We start from the raw sequence: 25,847 nt of genomic DNA, 5'->3' as shown, positions 1-25,847 counted from the left end.
AGGCCTCCCCGTGCGGTTTCTTCAGGCATAAAAAAACCGGAGACAAGCTCCGGTTTTTCGTGTCGCAGGAAAACTCAGCCGAGCTTTTCCTTGATGCGAGCTGCCTTACCAGTCAGGTTGCGCAGGTAGTACAACTTGGCCTGGCGAACGTCACCACGACGCTTCACAGCAATGCTATCTACCAGCGGGCTGTGGGTCTGGAAGGTACGCTCAACACCAACACCGTGAGAGATCTTGCGCACGGTGAAAGAGGAGTTCAGGCCGCGGTTACGCTTGCCAATCACAACGCCTTCAAACGCCTGCAGACGCTCGCGGTTACCTTCTTTTACCTTTACCTGAACGACAATGGTGTCGCCCGGGGCAAATTCAGGCAGTTCGGCTTTGAGCTGTTCAGTTTCCAGCTGCTGGATGATTTTGTTGGTCATTTGGAGTTCTCCAAAAGGGTTTTGTGTAGCCTCACGGCTAGATCACCGAATTACTCCCGCCTCCCGGCGAATTCGATATTAATTCTGTTGCTCCGGCGGCATTTCCTGCAGGAACTCATCCAGCAGTTGCGCCTGTTCCGGAGTCAGCGCCAGCTTTTCCAACAGGTCTGGCCGGCGCTGCTGCGTGCGACCCAAGGCCTGCTTGAGTCGCCAGCGGCGTATCTTTTCATGGTTACCGGAAAGCAGAACCTCCGGCACCTTTTCGCCGCGAAAATCTTCCGGGCGAGTATAGTGCGGGCAATCAAGCAACCCCTGAGCGAAAGAGTCTTCCACTGCCGACTGGTCGTGCCCAAGGGCGCCAGGTATCAAACGCGTAACCGCGTCCACCAGCACCATGGCAGCGAGCTCGCCACCACTGAGCACGTAGTCGCCAATCGACCACTCTTCATCAATCAGGGCGTCCACTAACCGCTCATCTACCCCTTCGTAGCGCCCGGCCAAAAGAACCAGGTTACCGCTGTGGGAAAGATGCTCGACTCCGGCCTGATCCAGCTGTCGCCCCTGGGGTGACAGATAAATCGACCGCGCGGGACCCGCCTCCTCTGCCCAGGCTCGCGCTTCGGAAAGCGCCTGGGACAACGGCTCAGCCAACATAACCATGCCGGGGCCACCGCCGTAAGGACGATCGTCCACAGTACGATGCCGGTCACTGGTGAAATCCCTGGGATTCCAGCAGCGCACTTCCAGCAGGCCGTCTTTGACCGCCCGCCCACTGATACCGTAGTCGGTCAGTGCGGAGAACATCTCCGGAAAGATGCTCACCAGGGCCACGCGCCTGGCCGCCATCAGAACTCGGGGTCCCAATCGACGGTAATCTGGCCCGCGTCGAGATCGACGCCTGTGATGAATTCACCGGGCAGATACGGAATCAGGCGCTCGCGCCCGTCGTCACCGCCCCGCACCACCATCACATCGTTGGCACCGGTTTCCATCAGTCGCACCACTTCGCCGAAGCGGTATTCACGACCTTCAAACTGGCTCACCACCTGCAGCCCCTGCAACTGGTGCCAGTAGTACTCGCCATCTTCCAGCTGCGGCATTTCACTGCCGGCAACTGCAATATCTCTCTGGCAGAACTGCGCCGCGAGATCGCGGTCGTCCACACCCTTGATATGTACGATCAGGCCCTTGCCGTGGCGCTTGCCTTCTTCGATATCAAGAGATTGCCACTGCCCTTCACCCTGCGCCCCGACGGCCTGAAGCCACAATCGGGAAAAATGCAGGATATTGTCCATTGGCTCGGTAAAGGAGTGCACCTTGACCCAGCCCCGGACGCCGTACACCGAAGTGATACGTCCGACTGTGACCAGTTCTTCGCTATTTACCGAATGCTCAGCCACAGCCATACCCCGGATACAGACAAATGGGCAAAATCAGGGATCAGGCAGATTCTTTCAGCAGCTTGCTGACGCGATCAGAAACCTGTGCGCCCTGGCCTACCCAGAATTCAACGCGCTCACGGTCGATGCGCAGACGCTCTTCCTGACCACGGGCTACCGGGTTGAAGAAGCCAACACGCTCAATGAAACGACCGTCGCGGGATTTGCGGCTGTCAGTCACAGTCAGGTGATAAAACGGGCGCTTCTTTGCACCGCCACGAGCCAAACGAATGGTTACCATGTAGCTATCCTGTAGTTTCAACACTCACCGGTCACACTTTATGACCGGCATATCCCGCCTCACGGCGGTATTTCAGACATTTGCCGAGACAAAAATCTGCTTTTAAATCAATGCCCAGCGGCCAAGGGCCAGCTGAAAGGCGGCGTATTCTAATGCACCCTTTACGGTTTGTATAGCAGCGAATAACACCGCCAGGATCGTGGGTGATTCCGGCTTACTTCTTGCGGAAACCCGGCGGCAGGCCGCCCGGCATTCCACCCATACCACCGGACCCACCAAGACCTCCGGCGCCACCACCCATGCCGGGCAATCCGCCCAGTCCGCGCATCATTTTGCCCATGCCGCCGCCTTTGAGCTTCTTCATCATCTTGCCCATCTGCTTATGCTGCTTGAGCAGGCGGTTCAGATCCTGGATCTGGGTGCCGGAACCGGCGGTGATACGCCGCTTGCGGGAACCGTTCAGCAAGTCGGGGTTGCGGCGTTCGTCCGGGGTCATGGAACTGATCAGTGCGTCCATGCGGCGGAATTCCTTACCCATATCCGCCTGCTGTGCGGCCTGGGCGAGACCACCCATACCGGGCATCTTGTCCATCAGGGCGCCAAGTCCGCCCATGTTCTGCATCTGCTGCAATTGGTCGCGCAGGTCCTCAAGGTCAAAGCCCTTGCCCTTCTGCACTTTCTTGACCAGCTTTTCCGCCTTGGAACGGTCAATATTCTGCTCGGCCTGCTCAATCAGCGAGAGGATATCGCCCATCCCCAGAATCCGGGAGGCGATACGATCCGGGTGGAAGGTCTCCAGCGCATCGGTTTTTTCACCGACACCGATGAACTTGATCGGCTTGCCAGTCACATGGCGCACGGACAGGGCCGCACCGCCGCGGGCGTCACCGTCCGCCTTGGTCAGCACCACACCGGTCAACGGCAGCGCATCATTGAAAGCACTGGCGGTATTGACCGCATCCTGACCGATCATTGCGTCGATCACGAACAGGGTCTCCGCGGGGTCCAGCACCTCGTGAAGTTCGCGAATCTCGTCCATCAGCTGGTCATCGATATGCAGGCGACCCGCGGTATCCACGATCAGCACGTCGGCGAACTGCTTGCGCGCCGCCTCTACCGCGCCGCGCGCGATATCCACTGGCTTCTGATCCGGCTCGGAGGGGTGGAAGATCGCCCCAACCTCTCCCGCAAGGGTTTCGAGCTGCTTGATAGCCGCCGGACGATAGACGTCGGCACTCACCACCATAACCTTTTTCTTTTCCCGCTCCTGCAGGTACTTGGAAAGCTTGGCGACACTGGTGGTCTTACCCGCACCCTGCAGGCCAGCCATCAGGATGACTGCCGGCGGCTTGACCGCCAGGTTCAACGGCGTGGCCGCCTCCCCCATGACCTTGACCAGCTCGTCCTGGACAATCTTGACGAACTGCTGGCCCGGGTTCAGCGCCTTGCTGACCTTCTGGCCCACAGCCGCGGCACGCACCTGCTGTACAAAGGCTTTTACCACCGGCAGCGCCACATCCGCCTCCAGCAGAGCCTTGCGCACTTCGCGCAGGGTGTCGCGGATATTGTCATCTGTCAGGCGAGCCTTACCTGTGACTTTTTTCAGTGCCGACGACAGACGGTCGCTCAGGTTATCGAACATATCACCTTCTCAAATCGTAAATGCCGTAGTGGCCCGGCCTACCGCCGGTACCCCAAAAACGCGGCAGTATAGCTCAGGCGGGCTTTCCAGCACAGGCGCGCTGTGACACACTGCCTGCCCGGAACACATAATGAATCAGCAAGACGGATTTACCCTAATGGCGGCATTCGCCCACTGGATGGCAATTGCACTCTATATAGCCACTACAGTAGTAGCGGCTGTCACCCTGTCTCGCCAATCCCAGTCCCGCAGGCGCACCCTGCTGCTCGGGCTGTTCACCGGCGCCGTGGTGGCCCACGCCATCTCCCTGAAATTCACCCTGCTGGCTGACAACGGCTTCCGCTTTGACCTGCTGGCGATGCTGTCGCTGATCACCTGGTCTGTCGCCCTGCTTCTACTGTGCCTCTCCCTGCGTCACCAGCTCACACTGCTGATACTCGCAATTGCGCCACTAGCAGCCCTCAGTGAGCTCGCTGCGGTACACGCGTGGGGTACTGCTATACCGCGCTCGCAGATTTCACCGGGGATTGCGGCCCACGCGCTGCTTTCCATCTCGGCCTATGCACTGCTCACCCTGGCGACCCTGCAGGCAATCTACCTGTACTGGCTCAACCAGCAATTGCACAACCACCGCCCCGCTGGTATGAGCCGGATGCTGCCACCACTGCAAACCATGGAAAGCCTGCTGTTCGGCCTGATCGCGTTCGGACAGCTGTTACTGACCGCATCCCTGATAACCGGCGCCCTGTTCGTTGATGACCTCTTCGCTCAGCACCTGGTTCACAAAACCGCACTGTCGATTTTTGCTTGGATCCTGTACAGCATTTTGCTGTGGGGACACTGGAAAAATGGCTGGCGCGGCAACACCGCGGTACGCTGGACACTCTCCGCATTTGCCGTTCTGCTGCTGGCATTTTTCGGCAGCAAACTGGCATTGGAAGTCATTTTTTCCGGCGGCTGAGCCGCCTGACTTGCGGCATGCGCCGTTCTGATCCAATATCGCCCTGATTCAACAGAAAGAGCTCCCCCTTGAACGACCTGCCGCCCGGCCTGTTATTTGCACTGATAGGCCTGCTGATTGTTATTTCCGCTTTCTTTTCCAGCTCCGAAACCAGCATGATGGCGCTGAATCGCTATCGCCTGCGTCATCAAGCGAAAAGTGGACACCGCGGCGCCAAAAGGGCCATGGAGCTGCTCGCACGCCCCGACAAACTGATCGGTGTCATCCTGATTGGCAACAACCTGGTCAACATCCTCGCCTCAGTAATCGCGGGCGCGGTGTTTACCAAACTCTACGGCGAGGCCGGAGTCTGGTACGCCACCGCAGCGCTGACCGTAGTTGTACTGATCTTCGCGGAAGTCACACCGAAAACCATCGCCGCCCTGCATCCGGAAAAGATCGCATTCCCCGCCAGCCTGTTGCTGCGCCCACTTCTCTTCTTACTTTCACCTTTCGTTTGGCTCGTGGGCAGCGTATCCAACGCCCTCGCCCGCCTGGTGGGCGTGGAAGCGGGCAAGGAGTCTGAGGCAGAACACCTGGCACCGGAAGAGCTGCGCTCAGTGGTGTTTGAATCCGGCGCACTGCTGCCGACCAAACACAAAGGCATGCTGCTTAACGTTCTGGACCTCGACCAGGCGACCGTGGAAGACATCATGATCCCGCGCAACGAGGTGATCGGTGTAGACCTGGATAATTCCGCAGAAGCCATCCTGCAGCAGCTGGCCGAGAGCAGCTTCACCCGCCTCCCGGTTTACCGCGGGGACATCAACCAGGTAGTCGGCATACTGCACCTCCGCCGCGCGGCTCAGATACTGCGCGATGGGCCGGAAGACCTTACCGCGGAAACTTTGAAGTCCCACCTCAACGAGCCCTACTTCGTGCCCGAGGCAACCCCCCTTCCCACCCTGCTGATGAATTTCCAGCAGAAGAAGCGCCGTATGGGCCTGGTGGTGGACGAGTATGGCGAGGTGATGGGAATCGTTACCCTGGAAGATCTGCTGGAAGAGATCGTGGGCGACTTCACCGCGAGCCCAGTGCCCAGCGATGATGAAGAAATCGTCAAACAGGAAGACGGCTGGTACCTGGTAGACGGCGGCACCTCCATCCGGGAGATGAACCGCACCCTGCACTGGCACCTACCCACTGACGGCCCCAAGACATTTAACGGACTGATCATGGAACACCTCGAAAGTATTCCGGAGGGCAATATCAGCCTCTACATCCAGGACTATCTGATCGAGATTGTGGAAGTGTCCGACAAGATGATTACCAGCGCGCGTATCAGAAAGGCCCGCACCTGAAGGTGCGGCCAGAGGGCACCGCCGTCAGCTGACCGAAACTGACAGGACTCAGATCAGCTCCAGCTGGCGCCGCACCGGCGCAAAGCTTTTCCTGTGCACCGGCGTTGCACCCAGCCGTGCCAGGGCTTCCATATGCACCTTGGTCGGGTACCCCTTGTGGCCGGCCAGGCCGTAGCCGGGATATTGCTGATCCAGCTCAACCATTTCCCTATCCCGAGTCACTTTTGCCAGAATCGACGCCGCCGCAATCGAAGCAACCCTGTCATCCCCCTTCACCACCGTGTCGCACTCGTAGTGCCACTGCGGCTTGCGGTTGCCATCTACCAGCACGTATTCGGGCTGCACCGGCAACTGCTCTACCGCTCGCTTCATAGCCAACATGCTGGCATGGAGAATGTTGAGCTGATCAATTTCCGCCACCGTGGCGCGGGCAACAGCAAAAGCCAGCGCCTTTTCGCGGATTTCGTCAAACAGTGCCTCGCGCTTTTTCTCGGACAATTTCTTGGAGTCTGCCAGCCCCACCACCGGGTTCTGAGGATCCAGGATGACCGCTGCCGCCACCACATCACCCGCAAGCGGGCCCCGCCCCACCTCATCGACACCCGCCAGAAGATCACCGGTGTAACTGCAGACATAGGGAGGCAGGGAAGATTTGGCTTTCATGATGGCTGGATTCTGTAGGGATTATTGCTTGATGAGATTGCATACCGCGTCCGCGGCCTTTTCGGACGCATCGCGGCGCAACTCCTGGTGCATCTCGCTGAAGGTTCTGCGCAGCTGATCACCAAGTAATGGGTCGTCAAAATAATTCAGCAATGCCGCACCCAGAGCCTCCGGGGTGGCATCGTCCTGAAGAATTTCAGGCACCAACTCGCGCTGTGCCAACAAGTTGGGCAGGGATACCCAGGGCGTGTGTAACATGCGGGAAAAAATGGCGTAGGACAGGCTCGCCATCTTGTAGGCCACCACCATGGGCTTGTTCATCAGCATGGTTTCCAGGGTGGCGGTACCCGATGCAATCAGCACGGCATCTGCTGCCGCCAGCGCCTGCTGGGACTGGCCATCGAGAATCGTCAGCGGCAACTCCTCCGCACCTGGAAGATCGGCAACCTGCTGCTGTAACTGCGCCTTGCGCTCGGCACTGGCAGCGGGCAACACGAAACGGAGATTGCGGCGGCGCTGGTAACACCATTGCGCGGCCTGCAGAAAGAGCGGCCCCAGTAATCGCACCTCTCCTCCGCGACTCCCCGGCAGCAGAGCCACCACCTGGTCGTCTTCGGCAAACCCGAGGGCACGCCTTGCCGCCTGAACATCGACTTCCAGTGGAATTTCATCTGCCAGCGGGTGGCCCACAAATGTCACAGGAACATCGTGCTCCCGGTAAAACTCGGCCTCAAAAGGCAGCAGGGTCAACATATGGTCGACGGCCCGCGCGATTTTCTTTATCCGCCCCTGACGCCAGGCCCATACCGATGGGCTGACGTAGTGCATGGTGGGAATTCCCGCGGAGCGCAGCGCCTCTTCGAGACCCAGGTTAAAGTCTGGCGAATCGATGCCGATAAACAAGTCAGGGGGATTGGCAATAAAGTGCTGGCGCAGTGAGCGACGGATCTTCAGCAGCTCGGGAAGGCGCTTGAGCGGTTCCACCAGCCCCATAACCGACAACCGCTCCATTGGAAACAGAGACTCGGCACCGAGGGCTTGCATGCGGGGCCCCGCAATACCCACCACTTCTATCTGGCGGAAACGCTTTTGCAGCGCCGCTATCAGGCCCGCACCGAGAATATCTCCCGACGCCTCACCGGCGAGCATACCGATGCGCAACACTTCTCGCTCAGACACGCAGTTACCTCAGCGAACGATGCCGCGGGTGGAGTTTTCCAGGGAATCGATCCAGGGCTGAATGACCGCCGACTCCTGCCGGAGGCTGGCCAGGGATTCCAGCGCTTCGTCGGTAGTCAGACCGCGGCGATAAACGATTTTGTAGGCCTTGTTGATCAGGGAAATCTCTTCCCTGCTGAAGCCCCTGCGACGCAGACCTTCCGCATTGATGGTCTTGGCCTCAGCCGGGTTGCCAGCCACCATCACATAAGCGGGAACATCCTTGCCGATACCCGCACCCATGCCGGTAAATGCATGTTCACCGATGGTGCAGTGCTGGTGCACTAGGGTGTAACCGCTCAGAATTGCCCAGTCGCGCACGAATACATGACCTGCCAGGGCCACGTTATTGACCAGAATGGTGTGATTGCCAATGACACTATCATGACCGATATGCGCGTAAGCCATCAGCAGATTGTCATTGCCAATAGTGGTCTCGCCGCGATCCTGCACGGTACCGCGATGGATGGTGACACCTTCACGAATGACGTTGTTATCGCCGATCACCAGGGTCGTGGCCTCACCCTGGTATTTCTTGTCCGGCGTATCCTGCCCTACGGTGGCAAACTGATAGATGTGATTGTTTTTCCCCAGCGTAGTCGGTCCACTGAGAACAACATGGGAGGCAATTTCACAGCCATCGCCGATTTCCACGTCCGGCCCGATGACGCTGTAGGGGCCTATCTTCACGCCCTCACCAATTTTCGCCGAATCGTCGACGATGGCGGTCGGGTGAATACTGGTCTGCATTCTGTGGTCTTCTCCTCACCGGCTCAGTTAAGCGTGCGCTGGCCTACAGTCGAGAAAGACCCGAAACCGGCAGCGCAGACAACTTTGCTACTTTACCCACGAACGGCGAATATAAAAAACAATTTGGTCACAATGAGCCAGGCCCATCGCAACCAGACAGGGTTTTCTGCGGAATCAGATCTTTTTAACAGCGCAAAGGATGTCCGCTGACGCCGCCAGCTCGCCATCGACACTGGCCTTTCCGGCAAATTTCCAGATACCGCGGCGCTCGGAAACCACCTCAGATTCCAGTTGCAGGCGATCTCCCGGTATTACCTGGCGCTTGAAGCGCACATTGTCGATACCCGCAAACAGGTAGAGATAGCCGTCTTCGGGCTTCTGGCCGAGGGTTTTGAACCCAAGAATTCCAGAAACCTGTGCGAGGGCCTCAACGATCATGACCCCCGGGAAAATCGGCACTTCCGGAAAGTGGCCATTAAATACCTCTTCATTAATTGAGATATTTTTATAGCCCTTGATCAACTTGCCCTCTTCCAGTTCGACGACACGGTCTACCAGAAGAAAAGGATAGCGGTGCGGCAGGTATTGACGAATTTCCTGTACGTCCATCATGACGATTTGTCCCCAGAAACCACTTCGGGGCGCCAAACGCCCCGAATTAACTGATAAATATCTATTTAAGAACCGAGTCCGGTAAAAACCGACCTCAGTCCACTCCACCTTGCGGCGTACTGTCTGAAACGTCTTCCCGAGAAGCCTTTTCCTGTACAGCCTCCTGCAGCGCTTTTTCAACGCCAGTGAGGCGGCGTGCCATCTGGTCAAGTTGCCCGAAGCGCACCGCATTGCGGCGCCAGGAACGACTATCGGAGAATGGTATGCCACTGGAATAGGAGCCAGTTTCCTCGATGGACTTGGTGACGAGGGTGCGCGCAGTGACGTGTGTGCGATCAGCAATGGTCACATGGCCGACAATTCCCACGCCGCCGGCGATCGTACAGTGCTTGCCTATGATGGCACTGCCGGCAACCGCCGAGCATGCAGCCATGGCTGAGTAGTCACCAATCTGCACATTGTGCGCGATTTGTACCATGTTGTCGATCTTGACCCCGCGACCGATCAGTGTATTGCCCAAGGCGCCACGATCGATACAAGTGTTGGCTCCGATCTCCACTTCGTCTCCGATCTCTACCCCACCCAACTGGTGGATTTTAGTCCACTTGCCGTCACTAGGGGCAAACCCGAAGCCATCCGCACCAATCACGGTATTGCTGTGAACGGTACAGTCGGCGCCGATGGCACAACCGTGATAGATCACCACACCGGGAAACAGGCGGGTACGTGGGCCGATGGTACTTCCCTCGCCAACCACACAACCGGGACCGATTACCGAGCCTTCCGCGACACTAACGTGCGCCTCGATTACCGCACCGGCCCCCACGTACACACTGGGATGCACCTGTGCGGTGACATCCACCCGCGCAGTGGAGTCGATACCGGCAGCATAGCCGGGAGTAGTATCGTAGATGGCTGTCGCCTGCGCGAAAGCGTGATAGGGATTGGGAACAATCAGTGCCGAAACCGGACAGGATTCCGCCTGCTCTTCAGTCACCAGCACCGCACAGGCACGGGTTCCGGCCAGGAAGCGCCGGTAGTTGGCACTAGCCAGGAAGCTGACCTGGCTCTCATTGGCATCTTGCAGGGTATTCAACCCGGTGGGAACCAGATCTGCACTGCCCCCCGCCGCCAGGCGCAATTCTGCGCCCAGCTTTTCAGCCAACAGCGCCAGTGTTGGCTGCTCGCTCATGTTAAAGCTCCAAACGCTAACTGGGACGGCTTATTTTGCCGCGTTCAGGCGCTTCACCAACTCTTCGGTGAGGTTGGCATTGGTACCGGCGTAAACCGCAGCGGTCGCATCCAGAACCAGGTCCAGCTTGCGCTCTTTGATCAGTTCTTCCAGAACAGCTTTGGCTTTCGGCAGCTGGTCCTTCTGCAGATCCTGAACGGCCTGACCTTCCATCGCACGCAGTTTCTTAACCGCAGTTTCAAAATCGGAGCGCTTGAAATTCATCTTGCGCTGGTGCTCGGCCTTTTTTTCTTCAGACCAGGTAACGCCATTTTTCTGGGCGTCTTCGGCCATTTTCTGCACTTCAGAGCGAATGCTCTCTGCACTGTTCTGCAGCTGCGAGTATTCGGAGCTGGTTTTCAGGGCGTTGATTTTGGACGAGGCTTTTTCAGTGCTCATGATCGCAGCCTGAATATTCACCACCGCGACTTTGGATTGCGCTACCGCCGCACCGGTGAACAACAGGCCCGCCAGCAGAATTGCACTTGCTTTTACAAATTTGAACACGATTATTCTCCGTATCTCTGTCCGTTTCCCGCGCTAACCAGAGCGCAGATTATTATCAATTTCTCTACCCGCTTCCCGGGGCTGCAACCCTATCGAGAATTGGCGCTAGTTTCCATGAGTTTGTCCCGTCCGGTTGAGCAACTTGCGCAACCGGGAAAATTAACAGGGACTACATCCATAAATTAGAAGCTGTTACCCAGTGAGAACTGGAATACTTCAATTTCATCATCCTCATTCTGCTCCAGCGCCTTGGAAAGGCTGAAGGTCAGCGGACCAAATCCGGTGATCCAGGTCAGGCCAACACCCGCTGAAACATTGAGGTATTTGGCGTCAATATCGTAACAGTTGAGCTGGGTTACGCCACAGTTCGAGCTGAAAACGTTACCCGCATCGATAAAGAACGCAGACTGCATTGAGCGCTGGTCTTTCACAAAGGGGATCGGGAAGATGACTTCCGCGCTGCCTTCGACCAGGATATTGCCACCAAAAGGATCCGGTCTGCGACCGGTTGACTGGGTCGCCAGCTCATCGGTTGCGGTGTTCAGCAGATAACAACGCTTGCTCACGTTGCCCTCGGCGTCCACCGCACATGCCTCACTCAGGTAAGATTCGGCAGGGGTTGAGCGCGGCCCCAGAGAGTTCCGCTCAAATCCACGCACGGAGCCGAAACCGCCGCCGTAGAAGTTCTCAAAAAACGGCAGCTGACCAGTATCACCATACCCTTCCGCATAACCGAGGCGCGTACGCAGACGCAGGGTCAGATCCTTGGTAAGAGGACGGAAATACTGGGCGGTATAAATAAACTTGTAATATTCGAGGTCACCACCAGGAAGGGCTATTTCCATGGAGGCGCGCTGTGAAGCACCCCGGGTCGCGAGAATCCCGCGGTTCAGAGTGGAACGCGCATAGGACGTGGTCAGGGACCAGGAATCGAACTCGTCTCCGTAGAGATCCACAAAACCATTGAAGTCCGTATTCAGCAGGCCTGGCTCAACGGGCATACTCAGATCCAGGGCAACACCATCTTCAACGGCCACACCGAGCTCATCCAGTACTGCCTGGCGATCGCTAAGATCGATTTGGCCGGTCACGTTACTCAACGGACGCGGTGACGCCACGATCTCCTGGACGGAGTTGCTATGGGTGCTCAATTCCAGGTGGTTAAACCCGACATTCAGACCGACACGGGAGATCTCAGAGATCGGATAACCGAAGCTCAGACCTGCACCATAGGTGGTGGTGTTATAGCTGGAGAGGTTGATCTCAGAGTAATCACGCTCCTGATAGAACACATTGAAACCGCGGCTGACTCCATCCGGCGTGAAATACGGATCCGTATAGGAGAAGTTCACCACCGACTGGTATCTGGAGGTATTCACCGCAAAACCAACGGATTTACCGGTACCAAGCCAGTTGTTTTCCTGAACATTGGCACCCAGCACCAGGCCACTGCCCTGCGCGTAACCCACAGTACCGCCGATGGTACCGGATGGCTGCTCCTCTACGGTGTACTCCACGTCGATCTGGTCGGAAGTACCGGGAACCTCGGTGGTTTCCACCTGAACTTCCTTGAAGTAACCCAGGCGCTCGAGACGCACCTTGGACTGCTCGATACGGGCAGAGGATGCCGATGCAGACTCCATCTGGCGCATTTCACGGCGCAGCACATCGTCAGAAGTGCGCGTGTTGCCGCGGAAATTGATCCGGCGCACATAAGCGCGCTTACCCGGATCGATAAAGAAAGTCACTTTTACGGTTTTGTCGTCTTCATTCGCTTCCGGCATGCCGTTAACTTCGGCAAAGGTATAACCCTCATTACCAAGACGCTTGGTAATGTAATCGGAAGTGGTGGTCATCAGCACCTGAGAAAAAGTCTGCCCTTTGCGCACCAGAAGCAAGCGGCGGATCTCCTCTTCGGAAACCACTGGATCGCCGGCCAGCTCCACATCAGAAACCGTGTATACATCGCCTTCGGTAATGTTCACGGTGATGAATACACTCTGCTTGTCCGGGCTCAATGAAACCTGGGTGGAATCAATTTTGAATTCCAGGTAGCCCCGGTCGAGATAGTAGGACTCGAGCCGCTCCAGGTCGCCGGTCAGCTTTTCCCGAGAGTATTTGTCATCACTGTTCAGCCAGGACAACCAGCCGGTGGTCTGGAGCTCGAAAATCTCTGCCAGCTCATCGTCGGAAAATGCGCGGTTGCCGACAACATTAATGTGCTTGATAGCGGCAACAGAGCCTTCGTCCACCACAACCTTCAGTTCAACCTGGTTGCGCGGCAGCTCTTTAACCTCGGTTTTCACACTGGCGCCGTAGCGGCCCTGCGCAACATACTGGCGCTGCAGTTCCTGAGCGAGACCCTCGAGGGTGGCGCGCTTGAAGATCTGGCCTTCCGCGAGGCCATTGTCGTTCATACCTTTGAGCAGATCTTCGGTCTTGATCGCCTTGTTACCGGTAATTTCGATTTTTGAAATCGCCGGGCGCTCACGCACGGTAATCACCAGCACGCCACTTTCGCGACCTATCTGGATATCCTGAAAGTATCCGGTACGGAACAGCGCGCGGGTGGCGCTCTGGATATCCAGGCTTTCGATCTGGTCACCCACCCGTACAGGCAGCGCGGCAAAGACTGAACCGGCAGAAACCCGCTGCAGGCCCTCAACGCGAATATCGTTGACCACAAACGACTGGGCATAGGCAGCAATTGGCAGTGCCAGGCCAAGCGAAGCCGCTTTCAGGAAATTCTTCATCTACTAATTCCGAGTTGTTATTCGCAATTCCAGCCGGGCCAGATTGCCCGTTCTTATTCCACCTCACCTATCGAGGCAGAACCCTAAAGACGCAAGATGTCGTTGTACAACGCCAGCGCCATAATACCGAGCACCATCGCCATACCTACCTGCAGTCCAATCATCTGCACTCTCTCCGATACCGGAGAGCCCTTGATGGCCTCAATACCGTAGTAAAGGAGATGCCCACCGTCGAGAACCGGGATAGGCAGAAGATTCAACACGCCGAGACTGATACTCAGCAGCGCCAACAGTGACAGGAAAGACTGCCAGCCTGCATCCGCTGAAGTGCCGGCCACTTTAGCAATGGTGATTGGGCCGCTCAAGTTACGGGTAGAGAGCTGCCCGAACAGCAGTTTTTTCAGGCTTTCGAGAGTAAAGACCGTCTTACCCCAGGTTTCCTCAAGCCCTTTATTCAGCGCACCGAACACGCTGTAGTGATACCGGCGCACCTTGTCTTCCGGCCAGGAGGCCGCCACTGGCAGCACACCTATGCGCCCTATGGTCTCGCCATTGTCGAGTTTCACTGCATCGGGGGTAATCGACACCCGCTGCTCCGCACCATCACGCATTACCGCCACTTCCACCGGCTGCTCAGGGTGCGCCTTGATATAGTCCGTCCAGGCTTCCCAGGTATCGAAGCTGCGCCCGTCGCTGCCGACCACTTCGTCGCCCGCCTGCAGACCACCGCGTTCTGCAGGAGTGTCCGGGTTTACCCGGGCGAGCTTCATGCTCACCGAGGGTATCCACAGCTTTACGCCAATCTCTTCCAGCGGATCCGGCACTTCGCGCCCCGCCAGCCAGCGCTCGATATCTGCGTACATGTGGTACTCGAGCGAGGAGTCCGGGTAGCGCACCGAAAACTTGATATCCCCGGAGTCGCCGAGTCGGTTGGCCAGCTGCCAGTTGAGCGCCTGCCACGTCGGCGTGGGCTGGTCGTCGATGGCAAGGATTTCCTGGCCGGATTCAAGACCCGCCACAGCCGCCAGGCTGCCCGGCTCTACTGAATCCACGATCGGGACCGGCCCGGAAGTTCCACCAAGGAAAACACCCCAGAACAGAACAATCGCCAGCAGAAAGTTGGCAACGGGGCCCGCGGCCGCAATGGCCATCCGCTTCCAGACACTCTTGCGGTTAAACGCCTGGTCCAACTCTTCTGGCGCCACGGTGCCTTCGCGCTCATCAAGCATCTTGACGTAGCCGCCGAGCGGGATGGCGGAAATGGTGAATTCGGTGCCGTGACGGTCGTAACGGGACACCAGACGGCGGCCGAAACCGACGGAGAAGCGCAGCACCTTGACCCCACACCAGCGCGCCACAATAAAGTGGCCAAACTCGTGAAAGCTCACCAGCACACCGAGGGCAACCAGGGCCCAGACTGCAGTCTGTAAAAAATCTAGCATGGGGTCAGTTTACATTGATCTCGATTGCGGGCACGGCATGCCCTTGTGGGTGCCGTACAGCTCTTCCAACACTTCGCAGGCCCGCTCGCGAGCGATCCGGTCAGCGAGTTCGACTGCATTCAGGTCTGTCAGTTCAACCACAGGGGTGGTTTTCATGACCTTTTCAATTACCCGGGCAATTCCCGGGAAGGGTAAATCGCCCCCAAGAAAGGCATCGACGGCGACCTCATTGGCAGCGTTTAGTACCGTGGGTGCACTGCCCCCGGCCTCCATCGCTTCCCGCGCCAGTCGCAGACAGGGAAAACGCGCCTCATCCGGCGCCTCAAAGTCGAGTCGCCCCTGGGCAATCAGGTCCAGGGCCGAAACCCCGCTGTCGATACGCTCAGGGAAAGCCAGCGCGTGGGCAATAGGGGTACGCATATCCGGATTGCCCATCTGTGCCAATAGGGAGCCATCGCGATACTGCACCATGGAATGGACGATACTCTGGGGATGCACCACCACCTGGATATCCGCCGGGGTGGCGTGAAAAAGATAGCAGGCCTCGATGAATTCAAGCCCCTTGTTCATCATTGTCGCGGAATCTACGGAGATTTTGCGACCCATAGACCAGTTGGGATGGTTACACGCCTCATCCGGCGTGACGCTGTCCAGTGCCTCGAGCGCGGTGGTGCGGAAAGGGCCACCGGACCCGGTGAGCAGTATGCGTTCGACACCCGCCTGCTGCAGGTCTCCGCACGGATACGGCAGGCACTGGAAAATAGCATTGTGCTCACTGTCGATGGGCAGTAGCTGGGCGTCACTTTCCGCCAGCGCAGCCATAAACAGCGGCCCCGCCATCACCAGGGATTCCTTGTTGGCCAACAGCACCTTTTTACCTGCTCGCACGGCGGCGAGGGTCGGCTGCAGGCCCGCCGCACCTACAATAGCGGCCATTACCACAGCCACTTCGGCGTCGGACGCCACCCGGCACAGGGCATCCACGCCCCACAGCACTTCGGTGGGCAGGTCTTCGCTGCTCAATGCCAGCTGCAACTGCTGGGCCTTCTGTTTCTCGAGAACCACCGCATAGCGCGGTGCGTACTTGCGGCACTGCTGCGCCAGTTCCTCCACCCGATCACGGGCAGTAAGGGCAAACACCGAGTACTTATCCGGGTGACGCGCAAGCACATCCAGCGTACTGACGCCGATGGACCCGGTGGACCCGAGAACACAAACAGGTTGTGGAATGGTGGAATGCATGGAAACGAATTACCTCAGTGCCCTGCACACGAATCCGGCAGATCCGGTCGCAGGGCCAATTTTCGTCGACGGTGCAGTAGCAGGGACAATCACAAGCAAAATATGCGCTACGCCTGAATACTTATCACAGATATTTGGGCAGTTCGCTGGCAAGCGCCGCCATGGTAAATACCGGCAGCGCTGCAGTGAGGCTGTCGAGCCGATCAAGAATACCGCCGTGCCCGGGCAGGATACGACTGCTGTCCTTGATACCGCGATGACGCTTGAACATACTTTCGACCAGATCGCCAATCACCGACGCCAAGGCGGTCACCAGCACACCAAAAGTGAACAATATGGTGTTTTTGGTCGGCAGATCGAAGGCGTATGAGACTGCCAGCGCCAGCACCAGACAGGCCGCCAGCCCCCCGAAGAAACCCTCCCAGGATTTCCCAGGGCTTACCTCACGCGCCAGCTTGTGCTTACCGAATTTGCGGCCCACGAAATAGGCGCCCACATCCGCAGCGACTACAATGGCCACCACGAACAGTACTAGCCAGGCACCGTGATCCTGCCCCTGCAAAATGACCACAGACAGCCAGGCCGGCACCAGCACCACAAGCCCGATCAGACCCCGAGCCCAGCGATTGCCCCACAACATGGCACTGGCCGGGTACCCCTGCACCCACAAAAATGCCAGCGCCCACCAACCGCACGCTACAGCCAGAATCTGGCGGGCGCGATCGGTATCGGGGCTGGAGAAATCAAAATTGAAAACGTAGCGCGCGGTAGCAACCAGTGCTGCACCCAGCGCTGCCAGGAACACGAACCGCAATGCGCGATTCAGGTTAGAGAGATTGGCCCACTCCCAACCACCGAGCACGATGATCGCGCCAACGGCGAGGGAGAACCACTGCAGAGGCACCCAGAAGAGCAGCCCGAGGAAAAAAGCGACCAACACCAGCGCGGTAATTATTCGTTGTTTTAGCACCGTTAAACCCTTGATCTATTTATTCTGGTGGCTGGCTGAGCACGGCACCCAGTCATCCAGCGCACATTCCAGTTTCTTGCCTTGGCCTCAGGCGTGCGCTTCCAGGCCACCGTCACTCCGGCCACCGTAGCGGCGATCCCGCCGCCGGTATGCATTCAGAGCACTATCCAATTCCTCAACCCCGAAATCAGGCCACAGTGTTTCAGTGAAATAGAACTCACTGTAAGCAGCCTGCCAGAGAATGAAGTTACTGATTCGCTGTTCGCCGCTGGAGCGGATCAACAGATCCACCGGCGGCAGGTCCGCCAGCTGCACACGCTCCCCCAGCGCCTTATCGTCAATCGACTCGGGGGATCGCTCACCACGGGCAACCTCTTCCGCCAGCGAACGGGCGGCTTGCGCAATATCCCACTGGCCACCGTAATCTGCAGCGATCACCAGCGTGCCATTACCGCCCTCACGGGTCAGCTCTTCAGCCTCGGCAATCGCCCGCTGCAGACGAGGGGAAAACCGGTCGCGGCGCCCCATCACCCGCAATTGCACACCCTGCTCCTGCATTTTGCGCGCCTCGCGGCGCAGATAGGAGTGGAACAGGGTCATCAGCAGCTCCACCTCTTTGGGGGGACGCTGCCAATTCTCGCTGGAAAAGGCAAACAGCGTGAGCACCTCGATATGGCGCTCCTGGCAGGCCTCGATCAGATCGCGAATCCGTTCGACGCCCGCTTTATGTCCGGCGGATGGGGACAACCCCCTACGGGCCGCCCAACGGCCGTTGCCATCCATAATGATGGCGACGTGCCGCGGCCCCAACTGCTCGTGCGCTGCCACACCGGTACCGCCAGTAGACATCAGATTTCCATCAAGTCTTTTTCTTTTGCTGCCAGTGCTTTTTCAACCTCAGCAACGTATTTGTCGGTCAGCTTCTGGATTTCATCCGCTGCACGGCGCTCATCGTCTTCGGAAATTTCCTTATCCTTGACCAGCGCTTTCACTTCCGCCAGCGCGTCGCGGCGGTTGTTGCGGATGGATACCCGCGCGCTTTCCGCTTCGCCCCTGGCCTGCTTGATGAAGTTTTTACGCGTTTCCTCGGTGAGCATCGGCATGGGGATGCGGATCACCGCACCGGCAGTGCTCGGGTTGAGACCGAGATCAGACTTCATGATGGCCTTTTCAATATCAGGCACCAGATTCTTCTCCCAGGGCGTCACTGACAGGGTGCGCGCGTCTTCCACAGTGACATTGGCCACCTGAGACAGCGGGGTGTCAGAACCGTAGTAGGACACCTGGATACCGTCGAGAATACTCGGGTGCGCACGGCCAGTACGAATCTTGTTGAAGTTGCCGCCCAGGGCCTCCAGGGCTTTTTTCATGCGCCCTTCTGCTTCTTTCTTGATATCTTCAATCACTGATTCACGTCCTCTTCAATAAGTGTGCCCTCTTCACCGCCGACAACGATATTCAGCAGTGCGCCGGTTTTATCCATGCGGAAAACCCGCACTGGCATGTTGTGTTCGCGGCAGAGGCAAATTGCAGTTAAATCCATAACCCCGAGCTTTTTGTCGAGCACCGCATCGTAGGTGAGACGGTCATAACGCGTAGCGTCGGGCACCAGTACCGGGTCGGCGGAGTACACACCGTCAACCTTGGTGGCCTTGAGTACCATTTCCGCTTCTATTTCAATACCGCGCAGACAGGCTGCAGAGTCGGTAGTAAAAAACGGATTGCCGGTACCGGCGGCGAAAATCAGAACCTCACCCCGCTCGAGATAGCGGATGGCCGCGCGGCGATCGTAGTGATCCACGATTCCACTCATCTGGATCGCCGACATCACGCGGGATGAAATATTCGAACGCTCCAGCGCGTCACGCAGAGCGAGGGCGTTCATTACCGTGGCCAGCATACCCATGTGGTCGCCGGTCACCCGGTCGAGACCAGCCGCATTCAGGGCCGCGCCGCGAAACAGGTTGCCACCTCCGACAACCAGGCCGACCTGAACACCAATCCCGACCAATTGGCCAATTTCCAGTGCCATTTTGTCCAGCACCTTGGGGCTGATACCAAACCCCTGCTCGCCCATCAGCTCTTCTCCGCTGAGCTTTAACAGGATTCGCTTGTACTTGCGGTCTTTAATACCTGGCATCCATTGTTCCTCAACTGTCACGGGCTAAATTCTGTGTTGAGACGCAGCCGACATTCCGTCGGGCGCCCGCCGAACATTACAACAAATTCGGCGCTTTACCTATGGCCCTGCCCTTTCGGCAGCCCCTCAAACTCTATATTGGGCCTCGCAGAGCGCCCAACTGCTCAAATTCTAAGCACAAATTGCGGTAGGCCAGATACCACAACGGGGCGCCCCGGCAGTATTCTGATGAACACACCGGGAGCACCCCGCTGGCGCCAGCGGCACAAAGGCCGCCGGCAATCTCAGGCATCAAGAGCTGGATTTTACCTGTGCAGCCACTTCTGCTGCGAAATCCACTTCTTCCTTCTCGATACCCTCACCAACTTCGAAACGCACGAAGCTCACCACGTCCGCACCGGCATCTTTAACCAGCTTGGCAATGGTAACGTCCGGGTTCTTAACGAAAGGCTGTTCCACCAGGCTGTTTTCCTTGAGGAACTTCTTGATACGGCCGCCCATCATCTTCTCAACGATTTCGGCAGGCTTGCCTTCCATATCCGGCTGCGCCTTGATGATTTCCTTCTCTTTCTCCAGCACGTCTTCCGGCATATCTTCCGGCTTCACAACCTGCGGGTTAACCGCGGTTACGTGCATGGCCACATCGCGTGCAACTTCAACTTCGCCACCGCTCAGGGCAACAATCGCTGCGATACGGTTGTTGGAGTGTACGTAGGCACCAACTTTGGGCGCTTCTACCACCTGGATGCGACGTACGCCGATGTTTTCACCGATCTTCTGAACCAGTGCTTCACGGGCGTCTTCCAGCTCACCCGCCATCAGGGCAGCAACGTCTTCCTGACGGTCGGCAAATGCCTTGTCGACAACCTTGGCAACAAACGCCTGGAAGTTGTCATCACGGGCAACAAAGTCAGTCTCGGAGTTCACTTCTACCAGAACACCGTAGCTGCCATCTTCGGCAACTTTTGCGGCAACAACGCCGTCAGCTGCGGTACGACCAGCTTTCTTGGCCGCTTTCAGGCCGGAGGCCTTACGCAGATCTTCAATCGCTTTTTCGATATCACCATCGGCCTCGGTCAGTGCTTTTTTGCACTCCATCATCGGCAGGCCGGTACGCTCGCGCAGTTCTTTTACCATTGACGCGGTAATCGCCATGATTCAATCCTCGGGTTCAGATTCAAATTCTTTGATGGATTTGAAAAAAAGGGGCCGGATAAGTGGCCCCTTTTCCCTGCAGCGTAACCCATTCGTGTTACACCGCCAGTAGCCTGCGGCTAGGATTCCGTGATCAGGAATCAGCTGCAGCCTGATCGTCGTTCGCTTCTACGTATTCGCTCTGAGCAGCACCACCGGCTTCGGCAGCACCAGCTACTACAGCGTCAGCCACCGCAGTGGTGTACAGCTTGATAGCGCGAATCGCGTCATCGTTGCCGGGGATTACGTAGTCAACACCTTCCGGGCTGCTGTTGGTATCAACGATACCAATTACCGGGATACCCAGCTTGTTCGCTTCCTGGATGGCGATGCGCTCGTGTTCAACGTCGATCACGAACAGCGCGTCGGGCAGGCCGCCCATGTCCTTGATACCACCGATGGAGCGCTCGAGCTTCTCCATGGTACGGGTACGCATCAGGGCTTCTTTCTTGGTCAGCTTCTCGAAGGTACCGTCCTGAGACTGGGCTTCGAGATCGCGGTAACGCTTGATGGAAGCGCGGATGGTTTTGTAGTTGGTGAGCATACCACCCAGCCAGCGGTTGCTGACGTAAGGCTGACCTGCACGCTCGGCCTGTTCCTTGATGGACTTCTGCGCAGCGCGCTTGGTACCAACAAACAGAACTTTCTTCTTCTGCGCAGCCATGCCTTTGATGATTTGCAGGGCTTCGTTGAAGGCCGGAACAGTGTGCTCCAGGTTGATGATATGAATCTTGTTGCGGGCACCAAAGATGAATTGACCCATCTTGGGGTTCCAGTAGCGAGTCTGGTGACCAAAGTGGACACCAGCCTGCAGCATATCGCGCATGCTGACTTGCGGCATAATAAACCTCAGTTATCACATGGAATCGGCGAGCCTTAATAATGTCGACCGATTCCCGGGTTACATCCTCCATACCCCCCATTCACCAATCCCCACCATCATAAATATGACCATGAAGACACCCAGGCGAATGTGCCGGTAGTATGTGCGGCGTTTGTTCAGAGCAAAGGGAAAACCCCGCCCCGTTGATTGGTTTCACCCTGGGCACTGCCCAAAGCGGCGCGCTTTATACCATATTCCCGGAGAGGCTGGAAGTGTGACGAGCACCCAAATACGCCTACTACCACGCCTTTATGACCTGGAGCCCTTCCCGCACAGAGCCGCAAGTTGTCGCACAGAGCCGCAAGCGATCAACGGAATCGGACAAGCGCCTTCGAATCCGGAGGTCTTTGCGACTATAACGTCCCCACGCCCGCTTGACGCCCGGAGAATGACACCAGCGGCTAGCCCAAAAAATACTGCGGCACGTACATTAATGCCGGGACGCGGCAATTCCGCTACAATACCGCGCCGCACGGGGCCGCCGACGCGTTCGGCGCGCACCAAATGTGCCCATAAATGCTCAGAATTTCCGGGAAAATCCATGACCAACGCTGTAAAGACTCCTGAACAGATCGCCAAAATGCGCACCGCCGGCCGCCTGGCTGCAGAGGTGCTGGAAATGATCGGCGAGTATGTGGTCCCCGGGGTCACGACCGAGGAGCTCGACAGACGCTGTCACGAGTACATCGTTGATGTGCAGAAGGCCATCCCCGCCTGCCTCGGCTATCGCGGCTTCCCCAAATCCATTTGCACCTCGGTCAATGAGGTGATCTGCCACGGCATTCCCTCCGAATCCAAGGTGCTGAAGAAAGGCGACATCATCAATATCGATGTGACAGTCATCAAGGATGGCTGGTATGGCGACACCTCCAAGATGTACTTTGTCGGCAAACCTGTTCCCCATGCAGAACGCCTGGTCAAAGTGACCCAGGAGTGCCTGTACAAGGCCATCGAGATCGTCCGCCCCGGTACCACCCTCGGAGATATCGGCCACGTGATCCAGCAACACGCGGAAAAGAACTACTACTCCGTGGTCAAGGATTTTTGCGGCCACGGCATCGGCGACGTGTTTCACGAGGACCCCCAGATTCTGCACTACGGCAAGCCGGGTACCGGGCAGGTGCTGGAAGAAGGCATGACCTTTACCATCGAGCCCATGATCAACGCCGGCAAACCCGGCAGTAAGGTACTGCGGGACGGCTGGACCGCCGTCACCGTCGACCGCCGTCTGTCCGCCCAGTGGGAACACACCATGGCCGTGACTGCGGATGGTGTCGAAATCCTGACCGCGCGCAAGGAAGAGTCGTTTTAAGTCGAGCCTGGACAAAGCGCTTTACCCCCAGACTCGCACTGCGATCAGCACAATCGCGTGAACATGGCCTCTAGCGGCCAGGGAAGGAACAACCGGACCGGGCATTCCCCGGTGCCGAACCGGAATCTACACAGATGAATTCCATGCAGCTGGCCCACATCCCGCACTTTCAGAAGCCTCTATTCTTCTTCGATCAGTCGCGCTTCCGGCGCGATCTGAACGAGGGCAAGCGCCCTACTCTGGAAATTTTCAAGGACGCCGTGGGCGCTGCCGACACCCATATGGCGCGCCGCTTTCGCGAGGGCGAAGACGTCCGCACCCTGGTGTACGAGCGCGCCCTGTTTGTGGACTGCCTGCTCCACTATGCCTGGCATCAGTTCCAGTGGCCCGACAACATCAGCCTGCTCGCCGTCGGCGGTTATGGACGGGGGGAATTGCACCCCAAGTCGGATATCGACCTGCTGATACTTAGCGAGGACAAGCCGAACGCAGCCACAGTGGACAATATCGAGCGGCTGGTCGCCTTCCTGTGGGACCTGAAGCTGGATATCGGCCACTCCGTGCGTACCATCGACCACTGCATGGAGTTGGCGGCCGAGGACATTACCGTTGCCACCAACCTGCTCGAATGCCGCACGGTGGTCGGCAATCCGGCCCTGTGCGAAGCCCTCAACGAGCGTATGACCCCGGAGAAGATCTGGGCGGCCGATGCCTTCTTCAGCGCCAAGTACAGCGAGCAGCAAGCCCGTCACAGCAAACAGCAGGGTGCTGAGTACAACCTGGAACCCAACATCAAAAACGCCCCTGGCGGTCTGCGCGATATCCAGACCATCAACTGGGTCGCCAAGCGCTACTTTCAGGTGCGCACCCTCAAGCAGCTACAGGGGAAGGGTTTCTTTACCGAGGAAGAGTTCGCCATCCTGCAATCCGGTGAGGATTTCCTGTGGCGGGTGCGCTACGGCCTGCACTTGCTGGCCGGCCGCCCTGAAGAGCGACTGCTGTTCGATTACCAGCGCGAGCTGGCGCGGGAGTTCGGCTACAAAGACAACGACACCCACCTGGCGGTCGAGCAGTTCATGCACACCTATTATCGGATCGTGATGGCGCTGCGCGAGCTGAATGATGTGCTGCTGCAGTTCCTGGATGAAGTGATCCTGCAACGGGGCAAACACCTGCCGGTCACCCCAATCAATGAACGCTTCCAGCTGCGCGGCAACACCATCGAGGCCGCGGTCACCCGCACCTTCATTGAGCACCCGCCGGCCCTGCTGGAAATCTTCGTGCTGATGGCCAATAACCCGGAAATCCACGGTGTCCGGGCTTCCACCATCCGCCTGATTCGCGAACATCGCCACCTGATCGACGATGAGTTCCGCGCAGACCCGGCCAACACCCGGCTGTTCATGCAACTGCTGCGCAGCCCGCGCGGGCTTTCCACCCAGCTCACCCGCATGACCCGCTACGGCATTCTCGGTCGCTACTTGCCCGAGTTCGGCCGCGTCACCGGGCAGATGCAGCACGACCTGTTCCATATCTATACCGTGGACGCCCATACCCTGCAGGTGGTTCGCAATATGCGCAGCTTCCGCGGCGAAGACGCCTGGGAGAAGTTCCCGCTCGCAGCCGAGATTCTGTCACGCATGCGCAAACCCGAACTGCTGTATATCGGTGGCCTGTATCACGATATCGCCAAGGGGCGCGGCGGCGATCACTCCAAACTCGGGGTCGCTGATGCGGATGCCTTCTGTCGTCGCCACGGTCTCTCAGCCCGGGATCGCCGACTGGTGTGCTGGCTGGTGGAAAAACACCTGCTGATGAGCGCGGTTTCGCAAAAACAGGATATTTCCGATCCGGAGGTGGTACACGCCTTCGCCGCGGAAGTGGGCGACCGCGAACACCTGGATTACCTGTACGCACTGACCGTGGCAGACATCAATGCCACCAACCCGGACCTGTGGAACAGCTGGCGCGCCAGCCTGATGCGCCAGCTCTACCAGCACACCCAGCGCGCCCTGCGCCGGGGGCTGGAAAACCCCATCGACCGCGATGAAATCTACGAGGAAACCCAGGCACAGGCGCGCAATATGCTGCGCGCCATGGGGCTGCCAAGCAATGTAGTGGAAGATATCTGGTCGGAAATGGGTGAGGACTACTTTGTGCGCGAGAGCGCCGACAGCATCACCTGGCACACCGCCGCCATTTACCAGCTACAAAAGGACCCTGAACGGGACGCCGACAGCGATACCGTGGTGCTTACCCGCAATTCCGGCCCGGGCGAGCACGACGGCGCAACCGAGGTATTCATTTACACCCCGGACCGCCCGAATGTGTTCGCTGCCGTGGTGACCGGCCTCGACATGCTCAACCTGAACATCCACGACGCACGCCTGTACAGTTCCGCTGGCGGCTACACCCTGGATACCTTTTACGTGCTGGACGAGTCCGGCCAACCGCTGCTGGACGAGCCCCACCGCCTGGAGCAGATCCGCAACACCCTGCAGCAGGAACTGAAGCTGGTGGAGGACTACTCCAAGGTGATCCAGCGCCGCACACCGCGCCGCCTCAAGATGTTCCACCTGCCCAGCCAGGCCCACATTTCCACCGAACCAGAAGACACTTACAGCACCCTGGAAATCACCAGTGCCGACCGCCCCGGCCTGCTGGCCCGTATCGCGCGCATTTTCATCACCCACGATCTGCGCCTGCACAACGCCAAGATTTCTACCCTGGGGGAGCGCGTCGAAGATATCTTTCATATCACCGACGCCGACGACAAACCGCTGGACGACCAGCAACTGATCGAAACATTGGAACAGGCCATCTGCCAGGAGCTGGACGCCCACCAGGCGACACTGCCCCCGCAGCCATGACCGGGTAATGGC

The 25,847-nt window shown here is 58.0% G+C and carries 24 protein-coding genes; 4 read left to right on the top strand and 20 right to left on the bottom strand.

Annotated features, from left to right (window positions below; all coding sequences use genetic code 11):
• Positions 1-74 precede the first annotated feature (74 nt).
• From rplS to ffh, 5 genes are all read right to left on the bottom strand, one after another.
• Entirely contained in the window at positions 75-425 is a 351-nt protein-coding gene (gene rplS / locus ACONT6_RS05950) for a 50S ribosomal protein L19 (protein WP_066965310.1), read from the bottom strand.
• A gap of 78 nt (positions 426-503) precedes the next feature.
• Positions 504-1,271, bottom strand: a complete 768-nt coding sequence (gene trmD, locus ACONT6_RS05945) for a tRNA (guanosine(37)-N1)-methyltransferase TrmD (RefSeq protein WP_428820848.1) — start codon at positions 1,269-1,271, stop codon at positions 504-506.
• Positions 1,271-1,831, bottom strand: a complete 561-nt coding sequence (gene rimM / locus ACONT6_RS05940; RefSeq protein ID WP_428820847.1) for a ribosome maturation factor RimM — start codon at positions 1,829-1,831, stop codon at positions 1,271-1,273. Before rimM ends, trmD begins: the two co-directional genes overlap by 1 nt.
• 34 nt (positions 1,832-1,865) lie before the next feature.
• Positions 1,866-2,105, bottom strand: coding sequence for a 30S ribosomal protein S16 (gene rpsP, locus ACONT6_RS05935; RefSeq protein WP_078084810.1), 240 nt, complete (start codon positions 2,103-2,105; stop codon positions 1,866-1,868).
• 214 nt (positions 2,106-2,319) lie between these two features.
• On the bottom strand, positions 2,320-3,747 hold the full coding sequence (gene ffh / locus ACONT6_RS05930) for a signal recognition particle protein (RefSeq protein ID WP_428820846.1): 1,428 nt from the start codon (positions 3,745-3,747) through the stop codon (positions 2,320-2,322).
• Between the two features lie 130 nt (positions 3,748-3,877).
• Between ffh and ACONT6_RS05925 the strand changes: the two genes are divergently transcribed.
• Together ACONT6_RS05925 and ACONT6_RS05920 are read left to right on the top strand one after the other, a co-directional pair.
• On the top strand, positions 3,878-4,708 hold the full coding sequence (locus ACONT6_RS05925) for a cytochrome C assembly family protein (RefSeq protein ID WP_428820845.1): 831 nt from the start codon (positions 3,878-3,880) through the stop codon (positions 4,706-4,708).
• Between the two features lie 68 nt (positions 4,709-4,776).
• On the top strand, positions 4,777-6,048 hold the full coding sequence (locus tag ACONT6_RS05920; RefSeq protein WP_428820844.1) for an HlyC/CorC family transporter: 1,272 nt from the start codon (positions 4,777-4,779) through the stop codon (positions 6,046-6,048).
• Between the two features lie 48 nt (positions 6,049-6,096).
• Here the strand turns inward: ACONT6_RS05920 and rnhB are convergent, their stop codons facing one another.
• The 15 genes from rnhB to rpsB form a co-directional block, all read right to left on the bottom strand.
• Positions 6,097-6,711, bottom strand: a complete 615-nt coding sequence (gene rnhB / locus ACONT6_RS05915; RefSeq protein ID WP_428820843.1) for a ribonuclease HII — start codon at positions 6,709-6,711, stop codon at positions 6,097-6,099.
• A 21-nt stretch (positions 6,712-6,732) separates the two neighbouring features.
• The gene (gene lpxB, locus ACONT6_RS05910) at positions 6,733-7,860 is read right to left on the bottom strand and encodes a lipid-A-disaccharide synthase (protein ID WP_428821479.1); all 1,128 of its coding nucleotides are present in this window, start codon (positions 7,858-7,860) and stop codon (positions 6,733-6,735) included.
• 39 nt (positions 7,861-7,899) lie between these two features.
• The gene (lpxA, locus tag ACONT6_RS05905; protein ID WP_428820842.1) at positions 7,900-8,679 is read right to left on the bottom strand and encodes an acyl-ACP--UDP-N-acetylglucosamine O-acyltransferase; all 780 of its coding nucleotides are present in this window, start codon (positions 8,677-8,679) and stop codon (positions 7,900-7,902) included.
• A gap of 174 nt (positions 8,680-8,853) precedes the next feature.
• Positions 8,854-9,291, bottom strand: a complete 438-nt coding sequence (fabZ, locus tag ACONT6_RS05900; protein ID WP_428820841.1) for a 3-hydroxyacyl-ACP dehydratase FabZ — start codon at positions 9,289-9,291, stop codon at positions 8,854-8,856.
• A gap of 94 nt (positions 9,292-9,385) precedes the next feature.
• A complete protein-coding gene (gene lpxD / locus ACONT6_RS05895) occupies positions 9,386-10,483 on the bottom strand; it encodes a UDP-3-O-(3-hydroxymyristoyl)glucosamine N-acyltransferase (RefSeq protein ID WP_428820840.1) in 1,098 nt (365 codons plus the stop codon).
• A gap of 30 nt (positions 10,484-10,513) precedes the next feature.
• Positions 10,514-11,029 (bottom strand): OmpH family outer membrane protein, encoded by a 516-nt coding sequence (locus tag ACONT6_RS05890; protein WP_428820839.1) that lies wholly within the window; start codon positions 11,027-11,029, stop codon positions 10,514-10,516.
• A gap of 182 nt (positions 11,030-11,211) precedes the next feature.
• Positions 11,212-13,782, bottom strand: a complete 2,571-nt coding sequence (gene bamA / locus ACONT6_RS05885) for an outer membrane protein assembly factor BamA (RefSeq protein WP_428820838.1) — start codon at positions 13,780-13,782, stop codon at positions 11,212-11,214.
• Between the two features lie 83 nt (positions 13,783-13,865).
• Positions 13,866-15,224: an RIP metalloprotease RseP gene (rseP, locus tag ACONT6_RS05880; protein WP_428820837.1), complete on the bottom strand. Its 1,359-nt coding sequence runs from the start codon at positions 15,222-15,224 to the stop codon at positions 13,866-13,868.
• Positions 15,225-15,233: 9 nt separating this feature from the next.
• Entirely contained in the window at positions 15,234-16,466 is a 1,233-nt protein-coding gene (gene ispC, locus ACONT6_RS05875; protein WP_428820836.1) for a 1-deoxy-D-xylulose-5-phosphate reductoisomerase, read from the bottom strand.
• A 124-nt stretch (positions 16,467-16,590) separates the two neighbouring features.
• Positions 16,591-17,436, bottom strand: coding sequence for a phosphatidate cytidylyltransferase (locus ACONT6_RS05870; protein WP_428820835.1), 846 nt, complete (start codon positions 17,434-17,436; stop codon positions 16,591-16,593).
• A gap of 87 nt (positions 17,437-17,523) precedes the next feature.
• A complete protein-coding gene (uppS, locus tag ACONT6_RS05865; RefSeq protein ID WP_428820834.1) occupies positions 17,524-18,285 on the bottom strand; it encodes a polyprenyl diphosphate synthase in 762 nt (253 codons plus the stop codon).
• Positions 18,285-18,842 carry a ribosome recycling factor gene (gene frr, locus ACONT6_RS05860; protein WP_428820833.1) on the bottom strand — a complete coding sequence of 186 codons (558 nt, stop codon included), beginning with the start codon at positions 18,840-18,842 and terminating at the stop codon, positions 18,285-18,287. The genes uppS and frr overlap by 1 nt, the downstream gene beginning before the upstream one ends.
• Positions 18,839-19,576 (bottom strand): UMP kinase, encoded by a 738-nt coding sequence (gene pyrH / locus ACONT6_RS05855; protein ID WP_078084825.1) that lies wholly within the window; start codon positions 19,574-19,576, stop codon positions 18,839-18,841. Before pyrH ends, frr begins: the two co-directional genes overlap by 4 nt.
• A 291-nt stretch (positions 19,577-19,867) precedes the next feature.
• Complete coding sequence (gene tsf, locus ACONT6_RS05850) at positions 19,868-20,731, bottom strand: translation elongation factor Ts (protein ID WP_078084826.1); 864 nt, start codon at positions 20,729-20,731, stop codon at positions 19,868-19,870.
• Positions 20,732-20,864: 133 nt separating this feature from the next.
• Positions 20,865-21,611: a 30S ribosomal protein S2 gene (gene rpsB, locus ACONT6_RS05845; RefSeq protein WP_181253607.1), complete on the bottom strand. Its 747-nt coding sequence runs from the start codon at positions 21,609-21,611 to the stop codon at positions 20,865-20,867.
• A 583-nt stretch (positions 21,612-22,194) separates the two neighbouring features.
• Here rpsB and map point away from each other — a divergent pair.
• Both map and ACONT6_RS05835 read left to right on the top strand, forming a co-directional pair.
• Positions 22,195-22,965, top strand: coding sequence for a type I methionyl aminopeptidase (gene map / locus ACONT6_RS05840; RefSeq protein WP_428820832.1), 771 nt, complete (start codon positions 22,195-22,197; stop codon positions 22,963-22,965).
• A 134-nt stretch (positions 22,966-23,099) separates the two neighbouring features.
• Positions 23,100-25,835 carry a [protein-PII] uridylyltransferase gene (locus tag ACONT6_RS05835; RefSeq protein WP_428820831.1) on the top strand — a complete coding sequence of 912 codons (2,736 nt, stop codon included), beginning with the start codon at positions 23,100-23,102 and terminating at the stop codon, positions 25,833-25,835.
• Positions 25,836-25,847 lie beyond the last annotated feature (12 nt).

Source organism: Microbulbifer sp. MCCC 1A16149, from assembly GCF_050368945.1.
In the GTDB taxonomy this organism is placed as follows: Bacteria; Pseudomonadota; Gammaproteobacteria; order Pseudomonadales; family Cellvibrionaceae; genus Microbulbifer.
This window is presented reverse-complemented; position numbering and strand designations above follow the sequence as displayed.